Annotated in this window: 19 protein-coding genes; 9 read left to right on the forward strand and 10 right to left on the reverse strand. The window is 65.4% G+C overall.

Going from position 1 to position 24937, the window contains the following annotated elements; translation table 11 throughout:
* Positions 1 to 92: 92 nt before the first annotated feature.
* The 6 genes from ACXZ1M_RS02015 to ACXZ1M_RS02040 all read left to right on the forward strand — a co-directional run bounded on the left by ACXZ1M_RS02015 (position 93) and on the right by ACXZ1M_RS02040 (position 8242).
* The gene (locus ACXZ1M_RS02015; RefSeq protein ID WP_459051566.1) at positions 93 to 1280 is read left to right on the forward strand and encodes a sterol desaturase family protein; all 1188 of its coding nucleotides are present in this window, start codon (positions 93 to 95) and stop codon (positions 1278 to 1280) included.
* Positions 1277 to 3670, forward strand: a complete 2394-nt coding sequence (locus tag ACXZ1M_RS02020; RefSeq protein WP_459051567.1) for a TonB-dependent receptor — start codon at positions 1277 to 1279, stop codon at positions 3668 to 3670. The genes ACXZ1M_RS02015 and ACXZ1M_RS02020 overlap by 4 nt, the downstream gene beginning before the upstream one ends.
* Positions 3671 to 5101, forward strand: coding sequence for a serine hydrolase domain-containing protein (locus ACXZ1M_RS02025; protein ID WP_459051568.1), 1431 nt, complete (start codon positions 3671 to 3673; stop codon positions 5099 to 5101). It abuts the gene before it with no gap.
* Entirely contained in the window at positions 5098 to 6000 is a 903-nt protein-coding gene (locus tag ACXZ1M_RS02030) for a MaoC/PaaZ C-terminal domain-containing protein (protein WP_459051569.1), read from the forward strand. Before ACXZ1M_RS02025 ends, ACXZ1M_RS02030 begins: the two co-directional genes overlap by 4 nt.
* A 49-nt stretch (positions 6001 to 6049) precedes the next feature.
* Positions 6050 to 6625: an NnrU family protein gene (locus ACXZ1M_RS02035; RefSeq protein WP_459051570.1), complete on the forward strand. Its 576-nt coding sequence runs from the start codon at positions 6050 to 6052 to the stop codon at positions 6623 to 6625.
* An 81-nt stretch (positions 6626 to 6706) separates the two neighbouring features.
* A complete protein-coding gene (locus tag ACXZ1M_RS02040) occupies positions 6707 to 8242 on the forward strand; it encodes a class I SAM-dependent methyltransferase (protein WP_459051571.1) in 1536 nt (511 codons plus the stop codon).
* On the opposite strand, the gene ACXZ1M_RS02045 is transcribed toward ACXZ1M_RS02040, so the two are convergent.
* From ACXZ1M_RS02045 to ACXZ1M_RS02070, 6 genes are all read right to left on the reverse strand, one after another.
* Positions 8239 to 8598, reverse strand: a complete 360-nt coding sequence (locus ACXZ1M_RS02045) for a hypothetical protein (protein ID WP_459051572.1) — start codon at positions 8596 to 8598, stop codon at positions 8239 to 8241. The two genes, ACXZ1M_RS02040 and ACXZ1M_RS02045, sit on opposite strands and share 4 nt — an antisense overlap.
* A gap of 28 nt (positions 8599 to 8626) precedes the next feature.
* Positions 8627 to 9643 (reverse strand): GGDEF domain-containing protein, encoded by a 1017-nt coding sequence (locus ACXZ1M_RS02050; RefSeq protein WP_459051573.1) that lies wholly within the window; start codon positions 9641 to 9643, stop codon positions 8627 to 8629.
* Between the two features lie 8 nt (positions 9644 to 9651).
* On the reverse strand, positions 9652 to 12732 hold the full coding sequence (locus tag ACXZ1M_RS02055) for an efflux RND transporter permease subunit (RefSeq protein ID WP_459051574.1): 3081 nt from the start codon (positions 12730 to 12732) through the stop codon (positions 9652 to 9654).
* A 12-nt stretch (positions 12733 to 12744) separates the two neighbouring features.
* Positions 12745 to 13890, reverse strand: a complete 1146-nt coding sequence (locus tag ACXZ1M_RS02060; protein ID WP_459051575.1) for an efflux RND transporter periplasmic adaptor subunit — start codon at positions 13888 to 13890, stop codon at positions 12745 to 12747.
* Between the two features lie 24 nt (positions 13891 to 13914).
* Positions 13915 to 15372, reverse strand: a complete 1458-nt coding sequence (locus ACXZ1M_RS02065) for an efflux transporter outer membrane subunit (RefSeq protein ID WP_459051576.1) — start codon at positions 15370 to 15372, stop codon at positions 13915 to 13917.
* Between the two features lie 161 nt (positions 15373 to 15533).
* On the reverse strand, positions 15534 to 16184 hold the full coding sequence (locus ACXZ1M_RS02070; RefSeq protein ID WP_459051577.1) for an EF-hand domain-containing protein: 651 nt from the start codon (positions 16182 to 16184) through the stop codon (positions 15534 to 15536).
* 390 nt (positions 16185 to 16574) lie between these two features.
* Here ACXZ1M_RS02070 and ACXZ1M_RS02075 point away from each other — a divergent pair, with 390 nt between their 5' ends.
* The 3 genes from ACXZ1M_RS02075 (at position 16575) to ACXZ1M_RS02085 (ending at position 22468) form a co-directional block, all read left to right on the forward strand.
* The gene (locus ACXZ1M_RS02075) at positions 16575 to 17147 is read left to right on the forward strand and encodes a PEP-CTERM sorting domain-containing protein (RefSeq protein WP_459051578.1); all 573 of its coding nucleotides are present in this window, start codon (positions 16575 to 16577) and stop codon (positions 17145 to 17147) included.
* Positions 17148 to 17176: 29 nt separating this feature from the next.
* Positions 17177 to 20713 carry a pectinesterase family protein gene (locus ACXZ1M_RS02080; RefSeq protein WP_459051579.1) on the forward strand — a complete coding sequence of 1179 codons (3537 nt, stop codon included), beginning with the start codon at positions 17177 to 17179 and terminating at the stop codon, positions 20711 to 20713.
* Between the two features lie 72 nt (positions 20714 to 20785).
* Positions 20786 to 22468 carry an alkaline phosphatase family protein gene (locus ACXZ1M_RS02085; RefSeq protein ID WP_459051580.1) on the forward strand — a complete coding sequence of 561 codons (1683 nt, stop codon included), beginning with the start codon at positions 20786 to 20788 and terminating at the stop codon, positions 22466 to 22468.
* A gap of 1 nt (position 22469) precedes the next feature.
* Here ACXZ1M_RS02085 and ACXZ1M_RS02090 read toward each other — a convergent pair whose 3' ends face one another.
* The 4 genes from ACXZ1M_RS02090 to ACXZ1M_RS02105 form a co-directional block, all read right to left on the reverse strand.
* Complete coding sequence (locus tag ACXZ1M_RS02090; protein WP_459051581.1) at positions 22470 to 22838, reverse strand: response regulator; 369 nt, start codon at positions 22836 to 22838, stop codon at positions 22470 to 22472.
* Positions 22839 to 22914: 76 nt separating this feature from the next.
* Complete coding sequence (locus tag ACXZ1M_RS02095) at positions 22915 to 23394, reverse strand: VOC family protein (RefSeq protein WP_459051582.1); 480 nt, start codon at positions 23392 to 23394, stop codon at positions 22915 to 22917.
* 108 nt (positions 23395 to 23502) lie between these two features.
* Positions 23503 to 24393, reverse strand: coding sequence for an alpha/beta hydrolase (locus tag ACXZ1M_RS02100; RefSeq protein WP_459051583.1), 891 nt, complete (start codon positions 24391 to 24393; stop codon positions 23503 to 23505).
* Between the two features lie 70 nt (positions 24394 to 24463).
* Positions 24464 to 24913 carry a hypothetical protein gene (locus ACXZ1M_RS02105; protein ID WP_459051584.1) on the reverse strand — a complete coding sequence of 150 codons (450 nt, stop codon included), beginning with the start codon at positions 24911 to 24913 and terminating at the stop codon, positions 24464 to 24466.
* Between the last annotated feature and the right edge of the window lie 24 nt (positions 24914 to 24937).

Raw genomic sequence — 24937 nt, forward strand, 5'->3', positions numbered from 1 at the left:
CTTGAGTATCTGGCATTGTTGTAGGCATAATCGATCGACCTGAACGATCGTGCCCTTTTGTGAATCCTATCGTCTTTGCCATCCCCGTTTTCATGGTTTCCATCCTGCTGGAAGTGTGGGTAGCGCGCCGCCGTGGACTCAAGGCCTACGACGCCGCCGACGCCCTCACCAGCCTGCACCTCGGGGTACTGAGCCAGATCACCGGTCTGTTCGCCAAACTGGCGACGCTGGGCATCTATGTCGCCGTGTTCGAACAATACCGCCTCACCACCCTGCCCATCAGCAGCGTGTGGGTCTGGGCCGGCGCGCTGCTGGCGTACGACTTCTGCTACTACTGGGCGCACCGCATGGGCCACGAGGTCAGCGTGCTGTGGGCCGCGCATGTGGTGCACCACTCGTCCGAGTACTACAACCTGTCGACCGCGCTGCGCCAGACCTCCAGCGGCTGGTTGTTCGGCTGGATCTTCTACCTGCCGATGGCGCTGGCCGGCGTACCGCCGATCGTGATGGTCGGCGTGGGCCTGATCGACCTGCTCTATCAATACTGGGTGCATACCGAAATGGTGGGCCGCCTCGGTTGGCTGGACCGCGTGTTCGTCACGCCGTCCAACCACCGCGTGCACCACGGCCAGAACGACTACTGCATCGACCGCAATTACGGCGGCATCCTGATCCTGTGGGACCGTTTTTTCGGCACCTTCGCCGAGGAACGCGACGACGAGAAAATCATCTACGGCGTGCGCTCGCCGCTGCGCAGCCTCAATCCGCTGTGGGCCAACGTCCACTACTACGCCGACCTGTGGCGCTCCGCCGGCCAGGTGCGCGGCCTGCGCAAGAAAATGCACGTCTGGCTGGGCGGCCCGGGCGCATGGACCGGCGAGCCGCTGGCCCATTTCGACGGCGCGCAATTCCAGCCCTACCGGCCCAACACGCCGCCGCCGGCGGTGGCCTACTGCGTGCTGCAATTCGCCCTGCTGGCGCCCTGCATCATGCACCTGATCGCGGTGGCGCCGTCGCTGGCGGCCGCGCCGCTGGCGCTGTATGCGGCGCTGATCGTGGCCGGCACGCTGGGCCTGGGCGCGCTGCTGGAAGGCCGCCGCCTCGGCGCCCGCATCGAACAGGCGCGCGGCGCCATCATGGGCCTGGCCTTCGCCCTGCTGCCGGATTGGTTTGGATACGAAGCACCGTTGCCGTTGCGGGCGGCGGTGCTGGTGCTCGCTCTGGGCGCCGCTGTATGGTTGGAAAAAAATATAAAAACACATCAATGGGAGACCGCATGAAAACGCATCGCACCGTTATCGCCGCCAGCCTGGCGGCAGCTTTCTTCGTTCCGCCGGCATGGGCCGCCGACGAAGTCCAGTCCGTGGTGGTCACCGCCCAGTCGCGCAAGCAGCTGGTGCAGGACGTCCCGATGACGATGCAAGTCCTGACCGGCAAGGACATCGCAGCCGTCGGCGCCAAGGATCTGGCGGACCTGAACGGCTACATCCCCGGCCTGACGGTGGACGCGGTCGAGCCCACCCAGCCTTCGTTCGGCATCCGTGGCGTGCAGGCGGGCGACTTCGGCATCGCCACCGATTCGCCGGTCGGCATTTACGTCGACGGCGTCTACACCGGCAAGACCGGCGGCGCCCTGATGAACTTCATCGACGTGCAGCGCATCGAAGTGGTCAAGGGTCCGCAGGGCACGCTGTTCGGCCGCAACAGCGCCGCCGGCGCCATCTCCATCACCGCCAATGAGCCGGGCAAGGAAGTCGACGCCGCCGCCCACGTGAAGCTGGGCCGCTTCGGCCGCGCCAACGCGGACGTGATGCTGAACCTCCCCATCACCGATACCTTCGCCACCCGTATCGTGGTGGTGCGCTCGGGCAGCGAGGGCTGGGTCGACAACACCGCCACCGGCAAGAATTCCGGCGGCGACAAGGACTGGGCCACCCGCGTTTCGCTGCGCAAGGACTTCGACGCCGCCAAGCTGGTGTTCGCGTGGGAGCACGAGAACATGGAGCAGTACGGCCGCCCCGCCTTCGGCGTGATCAAGAATCCGGCGCTGCCGCTGGGCGGGTATCGCGGCGTGTACGATGCCGCCTACACCGCCAACTTCGTCAATCCCTTCGACGCGCCGCTGGCCAACGACCAGCCGGGCAGCGAAGGCCGCGAGTTCGACGGCGCCACCTTGCGCTTCGAAGCGCCGGTGGCTGGCATGGCCTTCAATTCCATCACCGCCTACCGCCGCTTCAAGACCCACAACCTGACCGACAACGACGGCGGCGCGCGCGCCGACCTGCACCTGACCACGCAGGATGCCAAGGCCGCGCGCAGCTTCCAGCAGGAGTTCAAGCTGTCGGGCAAAACCGACCAGCTGGACTGGATCGCCGGTGTCAGCTTCTATCACAACAACGAGCACCAGGACGCCGGCGCCTACGTCACCACCGGCACGCTCGATACCCTGAGCCAGTTCGGCGGCGGCGATCCCAACTTCGCCATGCTGTTCGGCGGCCTGGCGGCGGCCGGACTGCCGGGCATCCGCCCGGACAGCGTGTTCTCGTGGGATGAAACGCACTACAGCGACGTGCGCACCCGCTCCGCCTCGGTCTACGGCGACACCATCTGGCACCTGACGCCGCAGACCAACGCCACCGTCGGCCTGCGCTACACCAAGGACAAGAAGAGCATGACCTGGTACGTGCCGGGCCGCGTGTCGCCGCAACTGGACGACTTCCTCAACCGCTTCGGCCCATTGGCCGGCCTGAACGCGGCGTCGTTCCCGTCGAACGTGATCTTCGACACCGCCGCGCGCCTGGCCGCGTCCCCGGTATCGCGTGAAAAGGACTGGACCGACTTCAGCCCGCGCCTGGTGCTGGACCATAAGCTGAACAAGGACACCATGCTGTTCACGTCCCTGTCGCGCGGCTACCAGGCCGGCGGCTTCAACATCTTCACGCCGCCGAATCCGGCGTCGACTACCCGCGCCGGCCAGGACCCGAGCTTCGAACCGGAGAAAATGACCAACTTCGAAGCCGGCATGAAGATGGTGCTGCCCGAGCTGCGCGCCACCGTCAACGCATCGCTGTTCGCCTACAAGTTCAAGAACCTGCAGGATATCCAGCTGTACAGCGTCGGCACCATTCCGACCTACAACGTGATCTCCAGCGACCAGAAGGCGCACGGCCTGGATGTCGATGGCCGCATCCGCGTGACGCCGCGCGTGACGCTGTTCGGCGGCTTCGAATACATCAACCAGACCTATACGCGCTACCAGCGCCTGGACGCCGCCGGCCACGTAACGCTAGACCTGGGCGGCCAGCCGGTCGGCACGCCGCGCCTGACCGCCATGGCCGGCGTCAACCTGAATTGGGAAATGGCCGAGGGCCGCGCCAGCGTCAACTTCCAGGGCACGCACGCCACCGCCAGCCGCTGCAACAGCGACACTGCGGACCTCAGCTGCCTGAACACCGGCAAGCTGAAGACCGGCACCGCCCAGAGCAAGTTCGATCTGCGCGTCGGCTGGGACAGTCCAAGCTCGCGCTACGGCGTGGCGCTGATCGTCAATAATGTGTTCGACCAGCGCTACATCCACTCGCTGGGCGGTCAAACCGAACAATATGGCGCGCCGTATGCCTACATCACGCCGCCGCGCGCAATCGGCGTGGAATTCAGGGCTAGCATGTAAATGACTTCAAAACTCGTACTGGCTGCTGCGGCAGTATTGGTGGTTGCGGCAGGCGGTGCGGCGACTCTGGCGGTCCGTCCGCCGGAGTTGTTGAAGGTCGGCGCCAATTACGGCGCCAAGATCGTTTGTTCGAATGTGTTTATCGCCGGGCGCGACGCGCAGGCCGTGTTGGCCGATGATGTGCAGGCGCCCGGACATCCGGTGCTCAAGCACCTCAAGGTGCACGTGGACCAGGAGCGCAAGACGGTGCGCGCGCAGTTCCTCGGCTTCATGGGCGACGGCATGGCCGTGTACCGTCCCGGCACCGGCTGCGCCGCCGTGCCGGACGGCGACGTGGCGCGGGCCGCGCAATACCAATTCAACCCGATCAAGATCTGGGCGCCTTCGCCCAATGTGCCATGGCCTACCGGATCGCAGGCGGAGTCCAACGCTGCGGTGCAGGCCTTGCTGGAGCAGGATGCACTGGCCGGTCCCGGCATGCGCGGCATGGCGGTGATCCATCGCGGCCGCCTGGTGGCGCAGCGCTATGCCACCGGCTTCAACGCCACCACGCCGCTGCTGGGATGGTCGATGACCAAGACCGTCACTGCGGCGCTGGTCGGCATGCAGATCGCGGACGGCAAGCTGTCCTTGCAGCAGAGCGGCTTCTGGACCGGCGCGCAGGACCAGCGTGCCGGCATCACCCTGGCGCAGCTGATGTCGATGAGCAGCGGCTTGCGCTATAACGAAGGCTATGGCGACGTTTCCGACGTCACGCGCATGCTGTACCTGGAGCCGGACATGGCGGCGTTCACGGCGGCGCAACCGCTGGAGCATGCGGCGGGCAGCAAATGGAATTATTCGAGCGGCACCACGGTGCTGCTGTCGCGCCTCTGGCAGCGCGCCGCCGCCGGCGAGAGCGGCGCCGCCGACGCCAGCGCCAGCAACGGCGCCACGCCGGGCGCCACCTCGGCGGTCACCCTGGCGCTGCCGCACAACCGCCTGTTCGCGCCGCTGGGCATGAACAGCGCCGTGATCGAGGCAGACGCGCGCGGCAACCTGGTCGGCTCCAGCTATATGTACGCGACCACGCTGGACTGGGCACGCTTCGGCCAGTTCCTGCTGCAGGACGGCGTATGGCAGGGCAAGCGCATGCTGCCCGAAGGCTTCGTCGAAGGCATGCAGCGACCGGCGCCGGCCTCCGGCGGCCAATACGGACAAGGGCAACTGTGGCGCTGGGGGCCATCCGGCGACACGCCCGAGGGCCAGAATCCGGACACGCGCTTCCAGCTACCGGCCGACACCTACTGGATGGAAGGCCACGACGGCCAAAGCATCGCCATCATCCCGTCGCAGCAGCTGGTGGTGGTGCGCCTGGGCCTGACGCCGCACCGCCTGCTGTACCAGCCGCAGGCGCTGGTGGCGGCGGTGGTGAAAGCGTTGCAGCCATGAGCGGCGCCGTGCCATACGGCCTGCTGCGCCATCAAGGCCCGATGCTGCTGACCGGTGCGCGCGTGCTTGGGCACACCCTGCTGAACGTTCTGCGTCCCGCTCCGGCGCCGGCCGCAGGCGCCGAGGCACAGGCCAAGCGCCTTGAACGCATCATCGCCGCGCCGCCGCAGGACCTGGTGGAACACTACATCGCCTGGGCCGGCGCCGCCGGCTGCTACGACGGCCTGCTGCCGCCGCACATGGTGTCGCAATGGAGCTTGCCGCTGGTGGGCGAACTGCTGCTGCAAATGCCCTACCGCCTCACCTCCGTCATCAACCAGGGCGTGACCCTGCGTGCGCACGGCCCGCTGCCGCGCAACACTCCGCTGCACGTCAGCGCCGCCGTCCAGGAAATCACGCAAACGCCCGGCCGCATCAAGGTGGTGGTGGCGGTGGTCACCGGCACGGCGCAGCAGCCGTCGCTGGTGGAAGCGCGGCTGCACATGAGTTTCCTGCTGCCCGGACCGCGCGCGGCCAAGCCGGTGCCGCAGCGCGGCCCCGAGCTGGATTGGATCACCGCCGGCCTGTGGCACGCCGACGCCCAGGACGGCCTGCGCTTCGCGCTGCTGACCGGCGACTTCAATCCCATCCACTGGTGCGGCCCGCTGGCGCGGCGCTCGGTGTTTCGCGGCATGGTGCTGCACGGCTTCGGCAGCCTGGTACGCAGCTACGAAGTACTGTCGCGCCAAGGCGTGCGCTTCGACGAAATCGACGTCCGCTTCGTCAAGCCGGTGGCGCTGCCGTGCAGCGCGCTATCGGTCCAGGTGGCGCCGCAAACCTCGGCCGACGCCGACGGCTGGCGCGCCGTGCGCCTGGCCGGCAGCGGAGACGCGCTGCACCTGGCCGGGCGATTGCGTTAGCCGGCGTCCCGGTGTATCGTCACGCCACATACCACCATAGGGACGCGCAATGACGATACTGATACTGGGCCTGATCATCTTCCTCGGACTGCACTCCGTGCGCATCGTCGCCGAAGACTGGCGCAACGCCACCCGCGCACGCCTCGGCGAAAACGCCTGGAAAGGCCTGTACTCGGTGATCTCGGTGCTGGGCTTTGTGCTCATCGTCTGGGGCTACAGCCTGGCGCGCCAGGCGCCGGTGGTGGTGTGGACGCCGCCGCCCTTCACCCGCCACCTGTCCGCGCTGCTGGCGGTGATCGCGTTCGTGTTTCTGGCCGCCGCCTACATCCCGCGCAACGGCATCAAGGCCAGGCTCCATCATCCCATGACGCTGGGCGTGAAAACCTGGGCGCTGGCGCACCTGCTGTGCAACGGCACGCTGCACGACATCCTGCTGTTCGGCGCCTTCCTGGTGTGGGCGATGCTGCTGTTCCGCGCATCGCGCCAACGCGACCGCGCCGCCGGCACGGTCTACCCGGCCGGCAGCGGCGGCGCCACCGCGCTCACCATCGTCGCCGGCATCGCCAGCGCCGTGGTATTCGCACTGTGGCTGCACGCCCCGCTGATCGGCGTGCGCCCGTTTTAACTACAAGCAGTTGAAGGAATGCGTGCGCCCCACGATGGCAGATTGTAGAATAATTGACAATCCCATTGAATGGAGGTGCATATGGCTGACTGGACCAGCGGTTACGTTGCGGATATCGGTTACATCTACGGCTACTACAGCGAACTGAATCCCCTGCGGGCGAAATTCATGCTGCTGAGCGCCAGGCTGGCGCTGCCGGCCATGGGCACCGCGTGCGAGCTGGGTTTCGGCCAGGGCGTCAGCGTCAACATGCATGCGGCGGGCGGCACGGTCGACTGGCACGGCACCGACTTCAATCCCTCCCAGGCCGGCTCCGCCCAGCAATTGGCCGCCAGCTATGCCGACGGCGCGACGCTGCATGACCAGTCCTTCGCCGAATTCTGCGCGCGTCCGGACCTGCCGGATTTCGACTATATCGCCCTGCACGGCATCTGGAGCTGGATCTCGGACGAGAACCGCGCCGTCATCGTCGATTTCGTCCGCCGCAAGCTCAAGGTCAGCGGGGTGCTCTACATCAGCTACAACACCCTTCCCGGCTGGACCGCCATGGTGCCGGTGCGCCACCTGCTCACGCGGCATGCCGAGATCATGACCGCACCTGGCGCCGGCCCGGCGGCCAAGGTGGAAAGCGCGGTCGCCTTCGCGCGCAAGCTGTGGGCCACCAACCCGGCCTACGCCCGAGCGCACCCGCGCCTGGGCGAGCGCCTGACCACGATCGCGGGGCAGGACCATCACTACGTCGCGCACGAGTACTTCAACCGCGACTGGGTGCCGATGTCGTTTGCCGACATGGCGCGCTGGCTGGAAAGCGCGAAACTCGATTTCGCCTGTTCCGCCACCGCCATCGAGCACGTGCCCGAAACGCAGATGACGCCGGAGCAGCTGGCGCTGCTCACGGAATTGCCCGACCCGACGTTCCGCCAGAGCGTGCGGGACTTCATGGTCAACCAGCAGTTCCGCCGCGATTACTGGGTCAAGGGGCCGCGCCAGCTCAACCTGCTGGCCTACACCGAGGAACTGCGCGAGCAGCGCGTCATCCTGACCGCGCGAAGAGAAGACATCACGCTCACGCTGGACTGCGCCCTCGGCAAAACCACCTTGGCCGAGCCTATATACACGCCGCTGCTGGACCTGCTGGCGGACCACCAGCCGCGTACCCTGGGCCAGCTCGAAAAGGCGTTGCGCGGCGTTGGCATAACCCTCGGGCATTTGCAGCAGGCGACGCTGGTGCTGCTGGAGAAAGGCGTGCTGGGATTGGCCCAGGATGACGCGACGATCGCGCGCTGCCGTCCGCGCACCGACAGTTTGAACCGCACCCTGATCGCCCAGGCGCGCGGCAGCGCCGACGTCAATTTCCTCGCCAGCCCGGTGCTGGGCGGCGGCGTGGCCGTCTCGCGCTTCCACCAGCTGTTCCTGCTGGCGCGCGCCGGCGACATGCACATGCCGCATGAGTGGGCCTTGTTCACAGACCGGCTGCTCAAGGCGCAACAGCAGCGCGTGCTGAAGGACGGGGTGCCGCTGGAGGACGATGCGGCGATGCTGCGGCATCTGAAAGAGCAGGCGGACATCTTCAACGAAAAGCGTCTGCCCGTGCTGATCGCGCTCGGTATCGCTTAACGGCACTTGCCGCGCACCACGGCGGCGACGATCCACGGCAGCGACAACGGTCCGACCACATTCACCGGGCCTATTTTGGCCGGCTGCAGCTTGAGCGCATCCTCGTGCAGGCAGTCCGGCACCTTGGCCTCGTCGAAGGCGGCGCTCATGCGGGCATGCGCCGTGTTGGCGCGCAGGACGCCGGCCTGCGGCCCGGAGGCGGGTGCGGGACGCGGATCTTCCGCGATCGTCTCGCGCACCGCCTTCCTGATCATTTCATCGCTCAGCACCGGTGCGGCCGGCGCCGACAGCACGTCGGCCGGCACGGCCTGCGGTGCGTCGGCGGCCAACGCAGGCCATGACACGGCTATCAGCATAGTGAAGATCGTCGCGCGCACCACCTTGTCACTCCCTTTCCACGCGCACCGCGTTGCGGCCACCCTGCTTGGCAGCGTACAGCAGTTTGTCGGCTTGCGCCAGCCAACCGGCCGGCGTGTCCGCCTTGTCCATATAGGCCACGCCGATTGAAATCGTGATCGGATGCCCCTCCAGCAGCGTCGCCGACGCCACCGCCGCGCGCAGGCCTTCGGCCAGCACCGCCGCCGCGTTCAGGCCCGCGCCGCTGGCCATGATGGCGAATTCTTCGCCGCCGTAGCGGAAGATGCGATCGGAGGAACGGGTGTGGCGCCGCATCAGTTCCGCCAAGCGTATCAGCACCTTGTCGCCGGCCGGGTGGCCGTATTGGTCGTTGACCTGCTTGAAGTGGTCCAGGTCCAGCAGCAGCAGGCACGATTCCGCATGCGGCCTGCGCTCCTGCGCATACTCGGCCAGCTTGCGGTCCAGCGCGCGGCGGTTGCCGACGCTGGTCAGGAAGTCCAACTCCACCGCCGTGTGCAGCTTCCTGGTCTGCAAGCCGGTACGGTAGGCGAAGATGTAGGCGAACAGGTTTACCAACCCGATGGTGACGACGATGGTCAACAGATTGACCACCTCCAGCTGTCTCACCAGGATGGCCACCAGCGCCAGCACGCCGACGCTGTTGATGGCCAGCGCCAACGACGGCCGCAAGACGAAATAGGCCGCGATCATGGTTGGATAGACCCAATACACCAGCGACACGCCGCGCAGGTAGACCGTGGCCAGCATGCCGCCGGTGTAGAAGATGGTCACGCCCAGGCTGGCCGCCTTGTAACGGCCGGTACGCCAGACGTCGATGATCACCGCCGACATGGCCAGCACCAACGCCATGTCCACCACCGCCGACGCCCAGCTGCCCTCCACCATGCGGTAGATACCGAACGGCAGGATGCTGGGGATGCTCAAGGCGCACAGCAGCATCAGGATCACTTCCTCCTGACGGCGCTGGCGGCCTCCCGACAGCCAGCGCCAGCGACCGGCGCCTGGTTTGTCGGTACTCTTCATGGCGGCGCTCAGTGGATGCCCGGCGCGCTGGCGGTTCCCGGCAGGCCGGCGGCATCGGCCGGCTTGGCCTCCGCCTTGTGCTCACCAGCCAGGAACATATACATGGCGGGCACCACGAACAGCGTGAACAAGGTGCCGATCGACAGCCCGGTGAAAATCACCAGCCCCATGGCGTGGCGGCCGGCCGCGCCGGCGCCGGAGGCGATCACCAGCGGCACCACGCCGAACACCATGGCCGCCGTCGTCATCAGGATCGGGCGCAGACGGGTGGCCGCAGCTTCCTCGATCGCCTCGCGCTTGGACTTGCCGGCCTCGCGCAGATGGTTGGCCACCTCCACGATCAGGATGCCGTGCTTGGAGATGAGGCCCATCAGCGTCACCAGCCCCACCTGGGTGTAGATGTTGATCGAGGCGAAGCCGAGGAAGATAAACGTCATCGCGCCGAACAGCGCCATCGGCACCGAGAACAGGATCACGATAGGATCGCGGAAGCTTTCGAACTGCGCCGCCAGCGCCAGGAACACGATGATGACGGCGAACAGCATGGTCACCAGGAAGCCGCCCGACTCCGCCGCATACTGCCGCGACTCGCCCGAGAAGTCGGCCGAATAGCCCGACGGCGCCACTTCCTTCAAGGCGTCGCGCAGGTACTGCTGGATCTCGCCCTGTGAAGAACCGGTCACGCCGGAGATGGTGGCGGAGTTCAACTGCTGGAAGCGGGTGATCGACTCCGGCTGCACGCTGTACTTGATGGTGGCAACGGTGCTGGCCGGGATCATGTCGCCGCTTGGCGTCTTGATGTAGAAGTCCAGCACGTCATCCGGGTTCAGGCGGTCCACCTGCTGCACCTGCGGGATCACCTTGTACGAGCGGCCCGCGATCGAGAAGTAGTTGACGTAGCCGCCTCCCAGCGCCGCGCCCATGGCGTTGCCGAAGTCCTGCTGCGTCAGTCCCAGCGTGGCCAGCTTGTCGCGGTCGACGTCGACGCGCGCCTGCGGCGTATCGATCTTCAGGTCGACGTCGGCGAAGTAGAACTTGTTGTCCTTCTGCGCCTTCTCCAGCACTGCGTGCGCCACCGTGTTCAGGTTCTCGAACGGCTCGGTGGTGGTGATCACGAACTGCACCGGCAGGCCGGAGCTGCCCGGCAGCGCCGGGAACTGGAACGCCGCCACGCGGCCGCCGGCGATGCCGTTCCACTTGGCCTGCAGCTCCTGCTGGATCTCGTGCGCCGAGCGGGTGCGCTTGTCCCACGATTTGAACAGCACACCGCCGATGCCGGAATTGGTGGTCGGCACGCCGGTGATCTGGAACATCTGCTCATATTCCGGCAGCGATTTAGCGACCTCGAAAATCTGCTTGGCGTAGGCCTGCATCTGATCGGAAGTAGCGGTGGGCGCACCCACTACCTGCGACAGCACGATGCCCTGGTCTTCCTCCGGCGCCAGCTCGGACTGCGACATCTTGAACATCAGGATCAGCAGCAGGAACACCACCACGCCGAAGGCGATCAGCACGGCCCAGGTGTTGAGCAAGCTATGCAACAGGCGCAGATAGCCGTTGTGCACCTTGTCGAACACCTTGTCGATGGCCTTGACGAACTTGCCCTCGTCCTGCGAATGGTCGAAGAACTGCGCGCACATCATCGGCGACAGCGTCAGCGCCACGATGCCGGACACCGCCACCGCCCCGGCCAGCGTGAACGCGAACTCGGTGAACAGAGCGCCGGTCAGCCCGCCCTGGAAGCCGATCGGCACGTACACCGCGATCAGCACCACCGTCATCGCCAGGATCGGGCTGCCCAACTCGCGCGCGGCGACGATCGAGGCGTCGAACGGCGTCATGCCAGCCTTCATGTGGCGGTCGACGTTTTCCACCACGATGATGGCGTCGTCCACCACCAGGCCGATGGCCAGCACGATCGCCAATAGCGTCAGCAGGTTGATCGAATAGCCGAACATCAGCATCACGAAGAAGGTGCCGATCAGCGACAGCGGCATGGCCACCACCGGCACGATCACCGCGCGGAAGCTGCCCAGGAACAGGTAGATCACCACCGTGACGATGATCAGCGCTTCCACCAGCGTCTTCACCACTTCATCGATCGAGGTGTTGATGAACTCCGTGGAGTCGTAGACGATTTCGCCGGTCAGGCCCGAAGGCAGTTGGTCGCGGATGGCCGGGAAGGCCTCGCGCACGCGCTTGGCCACGTCCAGGATATTCGCCTCGGGCGCCACCTTGATACCGATGAACACCGAGCGCACGCCGCTGAAGGCGACGTTGAAGTCGTAGTTTTCCGATCCCAGCGTGACGGTGGCGACATCCTCCAGCCGCACGATGGCGCCGCCGGCCTGCTTGACGGCCAGCTGCTTGAACTCCTCGACCGTGTGCAGGTCGGTGCCGGCGGTCAGCGGCACGGTCACCATCTGGCCCTTGGTCGAACCCAGGCCGGCCAGGTAGTTGTTGGCCGCCAGCGCGGCGCTGACCTCGGTGGCGGTGACGCCGTGGGCCGCCATCTTGCCGGCGTCCAGCCAGGCGCGCAGCGCGAACTGGCGCGCGCCCAGCAGCTCGGCGGTCTGCACGCCCTGGATGGAATCGAGCTTGGGCTTGACCACGCGCGCCAGGAAGTCGGTGACGTTATTGGTCGGCAGCGTATCGCTGTAGAAGCCCATGTACATGGCGTCCGTGGTCTGGCCGGTCTGCACCGTCAGCACCGGTTGCTGCGCCTGTTGCGGCAGCTGGTTGCGCACCGAGTTGACCTGGGTGGTGATCTCGGTCAGCGCGCGGTTGGAATCGTAGTTCAGGCGCAGCGTGGCGGTGATGGTCGACACGCCGCTGTTGGACGACGACGACAGGTAATCGATGCCCTGCGCCTGCGCGATGGCCGACTCCAGCGGCTGCGTGATGAAGCCCGCCACCGTGGCCGCATCGGCGCCATAGTAGGTGGTGGAGATGGTGACCACCGCGTTCTGCGTCTTCGGATACTGGTTGATCGGAAGGCTGAACAGGGAGCGCAGGCCCAGTACCACGATCAGTAAACTGATCACGCTGGCCAGCACCGGCCGTTTGATGAAGATGTCGGTAAAGTTCATGGCGCTTGATCCTCAGTGTTCCTGCGGCGTCGGATTCGGGCTGTTGGCCGGTTGCACCTTGTTGTCGATGGTGGCCGGCGTGCCGTTCTTCAGCTTCAGCTGGCCGCTGGTAACCACGGTCTGGCCTTCCTTCAAGCCGGTGAGGATGGCCACCTGGTCGCCGCGCGTGGGCCCGGTGGTGACGAAGACCTGCTGCGCCACCAGGTAGGGCTGGCCTTTGTCGTCCTTGAGCGGGTCCTTGGCGTTGGCCGCCGGCGGCGCCAGCACGAACACCGTGGAGCCATACGGGTTGTAGGTGATGGCGGTCTGCGGCAAGGTCAGGTACTTCTTCAACGCGCCCTGCTCCAGGCTGACGTTGGCGAACATGCCGGGCAGCAGCTGGCGCTTGGCGTTCGGCACCGTGGCCTGCACCTGCACATTGCGGGTGGCGGCATCGACTTTCGGGCTGATGGACGTGACCTTGGCCGGGAAACCCACGCCGGGATAAGCATCGCTGCCCAGATTCAGCTTCTGGCCGATGGACAGGCTGGCCAGCTGCTTCTGCGGCACGTAGAAATCGACGTACACGGTATCGATGGTCTGCAGCGTCACCAGCTTGTCGCCGGGGTTCAGGTACTGGCCAGGATTGATGGCGGTGATCCCCAGCTTGCCGGCGAACGGCGCGCGGATGGTCTTCTTGTCGACCAGCGCCTTTTGCTGCGCGACCAGCGCCTGCTTGCTCTTCAGGTCCGCCTCGTCGCTGTCGACCTGCGCCTGGCTGATGGCCTGCGCCGACAGCTGCAGCTTGTCGCGCTTGAGGGTGGTGCCCGACAGGTCGGCCGCCGCCTGCAGCGCGCGCAGCTGCGCCACGTCGGAATCGGCATTCAGCTCGAACAGCACCTGGCCGGCCCTCACCTCGTCGCCGGACTTGAAGCGCACCTCGCGCACCAGGCCGGCGATCTCGGTGGTGACGTCGACCCCGCGCACCGGCGCCAGCGTGCCCACGGAGGTGAGCTGCGGCTGCCACTCGGCCGTCTGCGCCTTGACGGCGGTGACCACCTGGGCCCCCGGCTTGGGCGCGCTGGCGATCATTTTCTGGATCTGCATGTACTTCCCGAACGCCAGCACCGCGATCAGTAACAGCACGCACCCTGCCATGATGAGCATACGCTTGGTCATAACGCTATCTCCTGCTTTTTTCGATTATTGATTTTGACGATTCCACCAGCCGCCGCCCAGCGCCTGGAACAGCGCCGCCGTATCGGCATAACGCGCCGCCTGCGCCTGCACCAGGCTGATATGGGTCTGCTGATAACTGCGCTGCGCATCGAGCAACACCAGGTAGCTGATGCCGCCCAGCTTGTACTGCTGTTCGGCCAGCGTCAGCGTTTCCCTGGCCAGCGTTTCCGCTTCGGCCTGCGCGCGCAGCGCGGCGGCGTCTGCGTCCAGTGCGCGCAAGGCGTCGGCGACGTTCTGGAACGCGGTCAGCACGGTGGCTCGGTACTGCGCGGCCGCCGCATCGTAGGCCGCTTCGGCGGCGCGCCGCCTTGCGCTCAGCGCGCCGCCGTTGAAGATGGGCTGCGTCAGGCCGGCCGCCAGGCTCCAGGCATTGGTGTTCGACTCGAACAGCTTGCCGAAGGTCTGGCTGGCCGAGCCGAAACTGCCGCTCAGCGTAATCTGCGGGTACTGCGCGGCCGTCGCCACGCCGATGGCGGCGCTGGCCTGATGCAGCTGTTCCTCGCTGGCGCGGATATCGGGCCGCTGGCGCACCAGCGCCGACGGCAGCGACACCGGCAACTGCTCCGGCAAGGTGAGCGACTCCAGCGCGAACTCCGGCATGCCGCCCTCGCCCGGCAACCTGCCGGCCAGCACGGACAGCTGATGGCGCGCCGCCGCCAGCGCTTTCTCCAGCGGCGCCACGGTGGCGGCGATCTGCGCCACCTGGTTGCGCTGGCTGAGCACCGTGGTGCGCGGGATGGCGCCGTATTCGAACTGCTTTTCGATGACGTTGAGCTGGCGCGTCAGCGCATCGAGCACCTCGCGCGTGGCCTGCAACTGCGCGCGCAGCGAGGCTTCCTGGATGGCCGTGGTGACCACGTTGGCGCTCAGCGCCAGGTAGGTCGCCTCCACCTGGAAGCGCTGGTAGTCGACCGCCGCCTGAGCGCCTTCCAGCGTGCGGCGGGTGGCGCCGAAAACGTCCGGTGTGTAGGCCACATTGACGGAGGCGTTATACAGCGTGAAGACGCCGGCCGCGCCGCCGGACGAGGCAACGCTGGTCTTCTGCCGCGCGGCGCCGAGCTGGCCGTTCACCGACGGATAAACCAGGCTGCCGGCCTGCGCATTGTAGTTTTCCTGGACTTGGCGCAGCACCGCTTCGGCGGCCGCCATGTTGGGATTCTGCGCCAGCGCGCTGCGGATCAACTGGTCGAGCGCCGGCGAACGAAACAGCGTCCACCATTGCGCCGGAATCTCCTGCCCGAACGCGAACTGCTGTGCGGCGCCGCCGGTGCCTGGCGCGGAGGCCGTTTGCTGCGGCAGCGGCGTGGGGGTGTAACGATCGCTGGGGCCGGCGGGCGCCGCAGGGATCTTGAAATCCGGGCCGAGCGCGCAGCCGCTCAAGCCAGCGGCGATCAGTGCCGCTGTGAAAATCTTCTTTTTCACTACAGTCTCCCGCACCAACAAAGGTCAAATAATATAGATTAAATAACATACTCGCATTTTTTAACGCTCCAGTGTGGCTTATTGCCGTGCGAACACGAAAAAAAGCGGGCTTTGCCATTTCTGGCAAAGCCCGCTTCGGTATCGGGATATGTATTGCTCGCTTATGCTGGTTCCGGCGTCGCCACGGCGCCATAAGCGCGGTTGACTTCGGTCAGCGAGAAAGCGTTGGGACCGTTGGTCTGCGCATCGGCGGCGACCACTTCGCTATGCGTCAGGTTGCGGTAGGTCAGCGGCGCTTCATAACGGATACGTTCGTCTTCGCTGATCTTGCCGTCATGGTTGGTGTCGGCGCCCAGCTTGGTTTCCGGCGGTGGCACGCCCAGCACGCCATCTTCGCCTACGCCCGGCAGCGGCTCAGGCGACAGCAGCGATTGGGCCGGCGTTTCCACGCTCGCCCCGCCTTCGTTGCCGAAACGGGCCTGGAAGATCTGGGTCTCCGGACGCTCGGTCAGCTTCTTCAGACCTTCGTCGAATTGCTGGAGCGCGGTTTTCAGGGTCTCGTCTTCCGACACGGCCTTGACCAGCGCATGGGCCTGGTCGGCGCCATCGCCGGTGTTGGTCGAGTTGCTGGTATCAGCCTGCAGGGGGCTGCTTGCGTTGAAGCCGGGCAGCGACAGGTACGCGGCCAGAGACGAGCTCAGGTCCGTGTTCGTGCTGTGTTCGTGCTCCGACGATTTGACAGGCGCAAGCGCCTTGTCCGCAACCAAGGCTGCGGAAAGGGTGGCACCACCAATATTGTTCAATGTAATCATAATTGACTCCTGCAAGAAGATTCCTCACCTACACAATTCTATCAGCGTTTTGGCAAGAGTTACCATTTCGTGACCGCATCTCCTGCAAAAAAGCACTCTTTTCCTCAAATAAACTTTCTTTGCAACATCTTCTCGATTGGAAAAATTAATTGCCATTCTGCCCTGATAGCTTTACGTGCATTTCAATGACTTTCACACAATAAATGCGCTGTAAATGCGTTGCCAAATTGGTCAGACCACCGTAGAATTGGTCAACCAGTTTTTGACCACCCGCGAGCTCGGCCTTCATTCAGCAAGGCCCTCCTCTCGGTGGCACGGCACACGCGAGGTGTGTCGAACGGCGACCGGCATCGATCCGGCGCCGCCGCACTCAAACTATCTGGAGACAAAATGCACCTCACCTTACGCAAAGCCGCAGCGGCCGCATGCCTGCTGTGCGCCGCCACCGTTACACAAACTGCCCACGCATCCGATCCGCTACAACACGCCGTCATCAGCGCCAGCTACAGCGCCGGTGCGGTGCTCAGCATCGGCGACGACTACGCCGGCAGTTCCGTCAGCGGCCTCGATCCGTTCAACACCAGCGTGGAGTTCTTCACCGCCGACGCGCTGTTCGGCTTCGATTTCGCCGCCGACGGCCAGCTCACCATCTACAACAACCTGCCCATATCAGGCCCGGTCGCGGCCGGCGCCTACATCGCCACCTTCGACTTCGGCGCTTCGCTGGGCAAGGCCATCAAGGGCTTCAGCCTGTCCGACGCCGGCCTCAATGGCGGCACGCCGGTGCTGACCGTGATCGACGGCCACACCATCAGCATCGACCTGAGCGCGGTGGAATGGAACGGCGAATACAGCCCGCTGCAAACGGCCATCACGCTACAGGCGGTACCGGAACCGTCGACGCTGCTGATGCTGACGGCCGGCCTGCTCGGCATGGCACTACGCGCGCGCCGCCGCAGCTAAACGCCCTCTCACATTTCAAGGAGCATCAGATGAAACTCACACGTTTCAGGGCAGCGCTTTGCCTGCTCGGTTTGACCACGGCCCTGCACGCGGCGGCCATCGACCCGGCGCTACAGACCGCGCCGGCGGACGGCTTCGGCGCCGGCACCGTGGGCGGCTCGTCCGCGCCCACATCGCAAATCTACACCGTGGCCACGCGCCCGCAACTGCTGGCGGCGTTGCAGCGCGGCGGCGTCAATCCCAAGATCATCAAGCTAGCCGGTACCATCGACATGACCGAAGGCGTGCCCTATGCGAACACCGGCGACCAGGCCATACGCGGCCTGATACGCCTGCCCGCCAATACCACGCTGATCGGCGCGGACAGCAATGCCGGCATCGTCAACGGGCATATCGTGGTATCCAACGTTTCGCAGATCATCATCCGCAACCTGAAGATCGTGAACCCTTGCGACGTCGGCCCGATCTGGGATCCGAGCGACGGCGCGCTCGGTAACTGGAATGCGGCCTTCGACGGCATCGGCGTCTCCGGCTCGGACCACGTGTGGGTGGATCACGTCACCTTCACCGACGGCGCCATGACCGACGACCTGCTGCCGACCGAAAACGGCCAGGTCAAGCAATGCCACGATGGTGCGCTCGACATCACCAACGCCTCGGACTTCGTGACGGTGTCGTACAACGTCTTCGGCCAGCACCGCAAGAATAATCTGATCGGCTCCAGCGACAGCGCGGCGGCGGACAGCGGCAAGCTGCACATCACCTTCAGCAACAACATCTTCCGCGACATCGTCAGCCGCGCGCCGCGCGTGCGTTATGGGCAGGTCCATCTGTTCAACAACTACTTCGTGGGGAGCAAGGCGCATCCGGCCTATGGCTATGAATACACGGTGGGCGTGGGCCATGCGGCGCAGATCCTGTCCCACAACAACGTGTTCGAGATCGCTGGCGTTACGCGCTGCGACCAGGTGGTGACGCCGATCGGCGGCACCGTGGCCGGCGCCTTCAGGGACGGCGGCTCGGTGCTGAACGGCGCCGCGCTGGCCGGATGCTCGACGCCATCCAGCGTGGCCTACAGCGTGCCCTATGCCTACAGCGCGCGTCCGGTGGCGCTGGTCAAGCCCAACCTGCTGGCGCAGGCAGGCGTAGGCAAGCTGGTGTCGACCATCAGCGGCAGCGGCAACGTCACGCCCGACACCACCATCACGCTGACCTGCCCCGCTTCGGGCCTGTACTTCTGCGACGATTTCCAGAACAGCAGCATGGCCAACTGGAGCCTGCTGCCGGTGCCAGGCGCGAACGGCAGCTTCGGCGTCAAGCCCGAAGTGATCGGCGCCGCCAACATCGTGATGCAGTACACGGCCGCCGGCACCGGCGGCGTACTGGCCACGCTCAAGCCATCGGCCATGGCCGGCGTGCCGTCGGGCGACTACTTCGTCGAGGCGCGTATCAAGCCCATGACCAACAGCACCACCAGCAACAAGCTGCTGTACCTGCTCACGCGCTACAAGGACGCCAGCAACTGGTATGGCGCCGGCCTGAATGTGCAAGCCGCCACCAGCAGCACCCAGGTGGAAATCGCCCGTATGCTGGCCGGTACGCTGACGCGGCCCAAGCAGGTGAAGAAGCCGATCCAGATGGATGCGCAGTTCTACACCGTGCGCTTTGAAATGAAGGGAACCACGCTCACCGTCTACCTGGACGGCGAGGCACTGGGCTCGGTCACCGACGCCAGCTTCGCCGAGCGCGGATTGGTGGGCCTGTACACCACCAACAAGTCGTTCCAGATCGATGACGTGCGCATCGGCGATCCGTCGCTCAAGCCTTCGCAGCTGACGCTGAATCCTTCCGCCCTGACCTACGCGGCGGAAGTGGGCGACGCGCCGCTCAACGTCAGCGTCACCGCCGTCAAGCCGGACGGCACGCTGGACAGCTTCAGCGCATCGTCCAGCAATCCGGCGGTAGTGGCGGTGTCCATCAACGGCGCCTCGCTGAGCGTGACGGCGGTCGGCGCCGGCAACGCCACTATCACCGTCACCAGCGATTCCGATCCCACCCTGATGCGGACCATCGCGGCCACCATCGCGCCGCAATTCGTGCAGCCGACGCAAACCTACGCGCTGGGCGGCGCCACCCTGCCGGCCGCGCATGCCGATGGCAGCCACGTCGACGCCTCGCTCAAGCTGACCTTCGACGGCCCGCCGACGCTGGGCTCCGGCGGCAGCATCCGCATCTTCCGCAAGGCGGACAACGCGCTGGTGGACGTGATCCGCTTGTCCGGCGAGACCGATATCCTCGGCTATCCGGGCCAGGCCAATGTGCGCAAGGTGAACACCACGCCTGTCACCATCAGCGGCAACACGGTCACCATCAAGCCGCATGCCAACAAGCTGGCCTATGGCACGGAATACTACGTCGCCATTTCCAGCGGCGTGTTCAACGGCGCGACGCTGGGTGGCGTGCCGTTCACCGGCATCGGCGTGCTGGGCGACTGGTCGTTCACCACCCGCGCCGGTGCGCCGGTTTCCGCCGCCAGCCTGACCGTGGGCGATAGCACCGACACGGATTTCAGCACCGTGCAAGGCGCGCTGAATTTCGCCATGCAGACGCTGGGCGCGGCCGATCCGGCGACCATCCACGTGCGCAACGGCGTCTACACCGAGCTGCTCTACCTGCGCGGCAAGGACAATGTGACGCTGCTGGGCGAAAGCCGCGACGGCGCCATCATCCAGTACACCAACCATGACACGCTCAACACCGGTTCCGGCGCCAGCCAGGCCAATGCCGATGCGGCGGCGGCAGGCGGCCGCTCGCTGCTGCTGGCGGAAGCGTCGGACATGCTGGTGCTCGATACGCTGATCTTGAAGAACACCACGCTGCGCTCATCGGCCATCTCGGCGCAGGCGGAGACGCTCTACTTCAACAACGACAACGGCCGCCTGATCGCCCGCAACGCCAACTTCTACAGCGAGCAGGATACGCTCAACCTGAAAGGCTACGCCTGGTTCTGGCGCTCGCTGGTGGCCGGCAATGTGGACTTCATCTGGGGCAGCAGCCGCGCCGCGCTGTTCGAGGAAAGCGAGATCCGCTCGGTGGGCGACACCAGCAACGCCACCAGCGGCGGCTACATCCTGCAGGCGCGCGCGGCCAACGCCGGCGACAAGGGCTACGTGTTCCTGAACAGCCGCCTGACGCACGGTCCCGGTCCCGGCCCGCTGCACGGCGACGTGCCCGTCGGCGCCACCTACCTGGCGCGCAGCGCCGGCAATCCGGCTTACTGGGACAACGTCGCCTTCATCAATACCAAAATGGATGCGCACATCGCCACGGTGGGCTGGGCGGGCCTGGGCGTGAACGGCCAGCCGGCATCGAATCCGGCGCTGGCCAACGCCGCCAGCGGCTGGCGCGAGTACGGCAGCACCACGCTTGCAGGCGATCCGATCAACCTGGCGGCGCGCGTTGGCGGTTTCCAGCTGAGCGCCAGCGACGTGGCGGCGGGCTTCGCCGACCGCGCCAAGGTGTTCGCCGCCTATGGCGCCGGCGCGGGCTGGAATCCGCAGCCATAGGGAAGGTCATCGTTTCGTCACAAGAATGGGATAACATGATGTGTTATCCCATTCAACCTGACGACGACCTTTATGACGAAGAAAATGTCCTTGCGCGCCATCGTACTGGCCGCATCCTGCCTCGCCCTGTCCAGCTGCTACGCGGCGCCGGCGGCGACCACCGCCTCCACCATGCCCAAGCTCGTCGTCGTGCTGGTGGTGGACGGCCTGCCGAACGAACAGGTGCAGCGTTACCGCGACCAGTTCGGTGACGGCAACCAGGGCGGCCTGCGGCGCATGCTCGACCAGGGCGCGTCCTTCAGCAACGCGCACCAGGCACACGGCGTCACCGTTACCGCCATCGGCCACAGCGCGATCCTGACCGGCGCCTATCCGTACGTGCACGGCGTGATCGGCAATAACTGGATCGACCCGGTCACCAAGAAGTCCGTGTACTGCACCGAAGACACCAACTACACCTACATCGGCGAAGAGACCAAGCCGAGCGACGGCACCTCGCCGGCCAAGCTGAAGGTCAACACGCTGGGCGATGAACTGCGCTACGCCACCGGCAGCCGCAGCAAGGTGATCACCGTATCGGGCAAGGATCGCGGCGCGATTCTGTTGGCCGGCAAAACCGGCACCGCCTATATGTACATGGACGAAAGCGGCAACTTCGCCAGCAGCACCTACTACATGAAGCAGCATCCGGAATGGGCCACCAAATACCTGGCCACCAAGCCGCAGGACCGCTACTACGGCAAGACCTGGGCCACCCTGTTGCCGCCGGCGGCCTACGCTGCCGATGCGCCGGAAGAACTGAACGCGCCCAAGCCTGGCTCGCACAACCGCCTGCCCTACACCTACTACAGCGAAAGCGGCAAGATCGACAGCGGCTACTACGCCAGCCTGCGCGTCGGTCCGTTCCTGGACCAGCTGACGCTGGACTTCGCGCGTGCGGCGGTTGAAGGTGAAAACCTGGGCCGCAATCCGGCCGGCGTGCCGGACCTGCTGGGCGTGAGCCTGTCGGCGCACGACTACGTCAACCATGCGTTCGGCCCGGAGAGCAAACTGTCGCACGACCACCTGCAGCGGCTGGACCGCATGCTGGGCGAGTTCTTCACCTATCTGGACAAGCGCGTGGGCATGGACAATGTGCTGGTGGTGCTGACCGCCGATCACGGCTTCGCCAACACGCCGGAGTTCGCGCAAACGCAGCACTACGACGCGCAGCGCCTGGATGGCGCAAAGCTGATCGATGCGCTGGACGCGCATCTGGCGGAGAAGTTCGGCGTGGCCAAGCTGGTGCAGGCGGCATCGCTGCCGAACATCCATCTGGACTATGCGCTGGCGGAGCAGCAAAAGGTCAGCCGCGAGACGCTGGAAAACACCGCCGCGCGATTCCTGCTGGCGCAGAACGGCATCGCCGACACCTTCACGCGCACGCAGTTTGAAAGCGGCGCGGTGCAAGGCACGCGCATCAACACGCTGATGCGCCGCGCCTGGAATCGCCAGTCGTCGGGCGATCTGATGGTGGTGACCAAACCATATTGGTACTTCGCCAGCAGCAGCACCAACAGCGGCACCTCGCACGGTTCGCCGTATGCCTACGACACCAATGTGCCGTTGATGATCATGGGTAAGCGCTGGATCAAGCCGGGCGCCTACGGCCAGTATGCCGAAGTGGTCGACATCGCGCCGACCCTGGCCAAGCTGCTGCAACTGCGTCCGCCAGCAGGCGCGGAAGGCCGCGTGCTGGTCGAGACGCTGCGCTGATTCAGCTCAGGTTATTCAGGTACTGATTCAGGTGCTCGAAGTTGAGCGGCTTGGAGAAGTGCTGGGTGAAGCCGGCCGCGACCGCCTTCTTGACGGAGTCCTGGTCGGCCGAGCCGCTCAGCGCGATGATCGGCACCGCTTGCGCGCCGGGCATGCGGCGGATGGCGCGCACGGCGCCGAAACCGTCCATCCACGGCATGCCGAGGTCCATGATGATCGCGCGCGGCATGCCGTCGCGCACCCAGTCGCAGGCTTCATACCCGTTGTGGGCCGAGGCGGTTTCGTAGCCTTGGCACTGCAGCAGCGCCGACAGCGATTCCACCATCTCGACGTTGTCGTCCACCACCAGTACCTGTTTTGCGCTTGCCATGATAAACCTCACATTGTTGGGATTTGTGAGGCCATCGTAGCAACGGCCGAGCTAGTCGTATGTTCGACAGCGCACCTTAAACCTCAGCGCGTACGGCGGCCTCGATTTTCGCCACGTCGATCTTCCCCATCTCCATCATCGCCTTGAAGGCGCGTTCGGCCACTGCGCCGCCCTGGGCCATGGCCTCGGTCAGCACGCGCGGGGTGATTTGCCACGACAGGCCCCATTTATCCTTGCACCAGCCGCAGGCGCTGGGGGTGCCGTCGTTGCCGATGATGGCGTTCCAATAGCGGTCGGTCTCGGCCTGGTCGTCGGTGGCGATCTGGAATGAAAAGGCTTCGCTTTGCTTGAAGGCGCTGCCGCCGTTGAGGCCCAGGCAAGGGATGCCGAGCACGGTGAATTCAACGGTCAGCACCTGGTCCTTTTTCCCGCCGGGGAAGTTGGCCGGCGCGTGGTGGACGGCGGTCACGGCGCTGTCCGGGAACACACTGGCGTAGAAGTTCGCGGCTGCCTCCGCTTCGCTGTCGTACCACAGGCAGATGGTATTTTTATGCATTAGTGCCTCCATGTCGTCGCCAAATAGAAACCAAAACACCAAGATTGCAGTATCGACCATTTAACCAAACCAGGGCGCACAATGCGGGTAGTCCGGCTGAATTACCCGTTATCGACGCTGCAGCCAGTTGACCACCGCCGCCGACAGGGCAATCCGGTGGTCGGCGAATGCATGGTCGCTATCGATCGCAAGGCTGGTGATCTTTCCCTTGCGCTGCGCGCGGATGGCGTCGGCCAGCTCTTTATTGGCCTCGCCGCCACCGCGTACCGCGCCTATCACCAGCGCGGGTTTTTCCGCCAGAGCCGGTGCGTAGCCAATCAAGTTCCAGTCGGTGGCGTGCCGCTTGATTTCTTCGGCAAGACGCTCGGCATCGGTGCCTGCCAGGCTGTTGCCCAGATCGTCAAGGCCAGCGACAAAATCTTTCGTCATTTCAGGATTGGCGACCAACTCCTGCCCATCGAGGCCGGCGTTCCATGCATCGATCAGCACCAGTCCTGCGGCGTCGGCGTGATGGGCGGCGTACAGCGCCGCAGCCATGCCACCCATGCTATGGCCGCCGATGTACAGGCGGCGCGGATCGACGCCATACCTGGCCGCCGTTTCAGGCTGCAGCAGGAAGGTCATGGCTGCCGCCGCATCCTCCACCGCGCCTTCGATGCTGAAATTGCCGGGCGATCCCCAACTACCGCGATAATGCATGGTCACGACATTCCACCCGGCGCGGCGCACGGCCTGCGCCAGGTCGAGATTTTGCTCGTTGCCCGGCAGGCCGTGCAACAACAGCAGCGTCGGTTTCGGACCGGTGCCTGCGGCTTTCATGATCAGCGCATTCATCCCCTGCCCGGCGCTGGGAATCAGCAACTGCTGGTTGGCCGGCGGATGCTGCCGATCACGCACAGGATCGGTCACGACCGCCTTCGGCAGCAACGTTGCCGCATGTAGGTTGAAAGCGGCGAGCAACAGGCAGGACAAGACGATGGGGCGCTGAAATGATTTCATGGATGATTCCGGTTGATGAACAACTGCGGCGGCATTGCCCGGCCAGGTAATGCCGCCATCCCGTCAGTGCCTATGAGCAGGCCTTGCCGTGGTCTGCGCGGAAGCCCTTGGCTAGGGCATCCGCCTCGCTCATGTACTCCCCGCTCTTGGTCTTGCCGTACCAGCGGCCGCCTTCGCAGTGATAGACCTTGGTCGATGAATTGACCCACACCTTGCCGGCACCGCCGCCGGACGCCGCTGCTTTGGGCGCGGCTTTCGCTGGTGCGGCGGCAGGGGCGGCTTTCGCCGGTGCGGATGCAGTTGCCGGGGCGGCGGCTGGCGCAGGAGCGGCGGCGCCAGCTTTCTTGTCGACGCCGCCATGTCCGCGGCATGCCCCCTTCAGCGTGGCGCCGCTATACGGCGTCCCGTCCTTGCAGACGGCAGTGACGGCCGGCGCTGCGGCAGGCGCCGCAGGCGCCTGCGCAAAGGCAGCAGTGGAGAACCCAGCGACAAGGGCTAAGGCAAGCACTATTTTTCTCATGACCAACTCCCAATAGGCACGGAG

This window comes from Duganella paludis (assembly GCF_054461335.1).

Coding starts and splice junctions, on each gene's coding strand:
- ACXZ1M_RS02035 (WP_459051570.1), top strand. CDS start 6,050: ATGACGATACTGATACTGGGCCTGATCATCTTCCTCGGACTGCACTCC.
- ACXZ1M_RS02070 (WP_459051577.1), bottom strand. CDS start 16,184: ATGATTACATTGAACAATATTGGTGGTGCCACCCTTTCCGCAGCCTTG.
- ACXZ1M_RS02095 (WP_459051582.1), bottom strand. CDS start 23,394: ATGCATAAAAATACCATCTGCCTGTGGTACGACAGCGAAGCGGAGGCA.
- ACXZ1M_RS02030 (WP_459051569.1), top strand. CDS start 5,098: ATGAGCGGCGCCGTGCCATACGGCCTGCTGCGCCATCAAGGCCCGATG.
- ACXZ1M_RS02105 (WP_459051584.1), bottom strand. CDS start 24,913: ATGAGAAAAATAGTGCTTGCCTTAGCCCTTGTCGCTGGGTTCTCCACT.
- ACXZ1M_RS02025 (WP_459051568.1), top strand. CDS start 3,671: ATGACTTCAAAACTCGTACTGGCTGCTGCGGCAGTATTGGTGGTTGCG.
- ACXZ1M_RS02015 (WP_459051566.1), top strand. CDS start 93: ATGGTTTCCATCCTGCTGGAAGTGTGGGTAGCGCGCCGCCGTGGACTC.
- ACXZ1M_RS02050 (WP_459051573.1), bottom strand. CDS start 9,643: ATGAAGAGTACCGACAAACCAGGCGCCGGTCGCTGGCGCTGGCTGTCG.
- ACXZ1M_RS02085 (WP_459051580.1), top strand. CDS start 20,786: ATGACGAAGAAAATGTCCTTGCGCGCCATCGTACTGGCCGCATCCTGC.
- ACXZ1M_RS02060 (WP_459051575.1), bottom strand. CDS start 13,890: ATGACCAAGCGTATGCTCATCATGGCAGGGTGCGTGCTGTTACTGATC.
- ACXZ1M_RS02100 (WP_459051583.1), bottom strand. CDS start 24,393: ATGAAATCATTTCAGCGCCCCATCGTCTTGTCCTGCCTGTTGCTCGCC.
- ACXZ1M_RS02045 (WP_459051572.1), bottom strand. CDS start 8,598: ATGCTGATAGCCGTGTCATGGCCTGCGTTGGCCGCCGACGCACCGCAG.
- ACXZ1M_RS02040 (WP_459051571.1), top strand. CDS start 6,707: ATGGCTGACTGGACCAGCGGTTACGTTGCGGATATCGGTTACATCTAC.
- ACXZ1M_RS02055 (WP_459051574.1), bottom strand. CDS start 12,732: ATGAACTTTACCGACATCTTCATCAAACGGCCGGTGCTGGCCAGCGTG.
- ACXZ1M_RS02080 (WP_459051579.1), top strand. CDS start 17,177: ATGAAACTCACACGTTTCAGGGCAGCGCTTTGCCTGCTCGGTTTGACC.
- ACXZ1M_RS02090 (WP_459051581.1), bottom strand. CDS start 22,838: ATGGCAAGCGCAAAACAGGTACTGGTGGTGGACGACAACGTCGAGATG.
- ACXZ1M_RS02075 (WP_459051578.1), top strand. CDS start 16,575: ATGCACCTCACCTTACGCAAAGCCGCAGCGGCCGCATGCCTGCTGTGC.
- ACXZ1M_RS02020 (WP_459051567.1), top strand. CDS start 1,277: ATGAAAACGCATCGCACCGTTATCGCCGCCAGCCTGGCGGCAGCTTTC.